The following is a 1,639-nucleotide window of genomic DNA, read 5'->3' on the forward strand; positions in this document are numbered from 1 at the left end:
GCTGATCGGAAAATCGATGTGCGGGAGGGCAGGCGGCAGCATCCGGGCCGCTTGCGGACCGGATGGCGTGAGACGGGAGGGTCAGGCTGATGCTGGGCTGAGCGCGACTTGGTGGCCGAGGGCCTGGAGCTGGCGGACGAGGTCGCGGGTTTTGCGGGTGGGGTCGAGGTGGCGTCGGTGCCAGTCGGCACCGAGCTCCTGGTAGGAGGCGTCCGGGTCGTTGATGAGGTGCCAGGCGATGACGAGTATCGAGCGGGCGACGGCGACCAGGGCTTTGGCATGGCCGCGGCGTTTGACGATGCGCCGGTAGCGGGCGCCGAGGAAGGTGTCGGTGCGGGCGGCGGCATTGGCGGCCTCACCGAGGGCGCCCTTGAGCCAGGGGTTTCCCTGCCCGGCCGGCCCCGAGGTGTTCTTCGCTCCGGACTGGATCGTGCGGGGGCACAGCTTGGCCCAGGACACCAGGTGTTCAGGGGTGGGGAAGCGGCTCATGTCCGCGCCGATCTCGGCGAGGATGATCTGCGCGGTGGCCGGCCCGATCCCGGGGACGGCGTCCAGCTTCTCGGCCAGAGTCCGCGCACTGACCGCGGCGGCCTCCTCCCCGGTGGCTGTGCTGCCTGGCGGGGTGGTGATCTCCTCCAGCGTCCGGGCGATCAGCCGGTCGAGTTCGTCGATCTGTGCGGTGAGGTGGTCGACGGTGGACAGCAGCACCCGCAGCAGCCGGGCGTGGTGGTCTTCGAACTGCCCGGTCAGGGCCTCGATGAGGGCTGGCTTCTTCTTGATCAGGTTGCCCTTGGCGAGGTCGGCCAGGGTGCGCGGGTTGCGTTCTCCGGCGATCATCGCGTCGAGCATGGCCCGTCCGGACATGCCGAACAGGTCGGAGACGACGCCGGACAGTTTGATCTGCGCGTCCTGCAGGGCCTTGTCGACGCGGTGCTTGTGCCGGGTGCGTTCCTGGACGAACACGGTGCGGGTGCGGGTGTAGTCCCGCAGGTGTCGCACGGGCTTCGGTGGGACGAACGAGGCGCGGACCATGCCGCGTTCGGCGAGTTTGGCTAGCCAGACCGCGTCCAGCTTGTCCGTCTTCGGACGCCCGGGGACGTTCTTCACGTCGCGGGCGTTGACGAGCCAGCAGTCCAGGCCGCGGGCCTCCAGCAGGTAGAAGAACGGGCGCCAGTACGAGCCTGTCGCTTCCATGACCACCCGCTCGACGCCCTGGCATACAAGCCGGTCGCCGAGTTCGAGGATCGTGTTCGTGGTCGAGGCGACCGTCCAGACCGTCTGAACACGTCGGCCTTCGATGGTGTCGTGCGGGACGCGCAGGCAGACCATCCCGGACGCCTTCGCGATGTCGATCGCCGCGACCCTGGCGACCGTCCCGTCGTCGTGCTCTTCTCCCAACTCCTCCATGACGTACCCCCTGTTGCGCTGGTGCAGGGCAGGGGCTGCCCGGGAAGCCAAAGGGGTAACGGAGAAGCTGATCGGCGTGCTCAAGGCGACAGTGTGCGGCCCCCTCGGACGGCTCCCTCACCAGACTCCTATGCGGGCTCACAGCCCAAACATCAAGCGGCGTCGGCGGACAGCCCCTGTACCGATTTTCACGCCCGCGGGGCGTCACCGCAGGTGAACGCTCGACTCCTAT

The 1,639-nt window shown here is 68.6% G+C and carries 1 protein-coding gene; it reads right to left on the reverse strand.

Going from position 1 to position 1,639, the window contains the following annotated elements; genetic code table 11:
- Positions 1-81: 81 nt before the first annotated feature.
- The gene (locus SRB17_RS45220; protein ID WP_228396724.1) at positions 82-1,491 is read right to left on the reverse strand and encodes an IS110 family transposase; all 1,410 of its coding nucleotides are present in this window, start codon (positions 1,489-1,491) and stop codon (positions 82-84) included.
- Positions 1,492-1,639: the final 148 nt, after the last annotated feature.

Origin of the sequence: Streptomyces sp. RB17 (assembly GCF_009604455.1) — a bacterium.
In the GTDB taxonomy this organism is placed as follows: Bacteria; Actinomycetota; Actinomycetes; order Streptomycetales; family Streptomycetaceae; genus Streptomyces.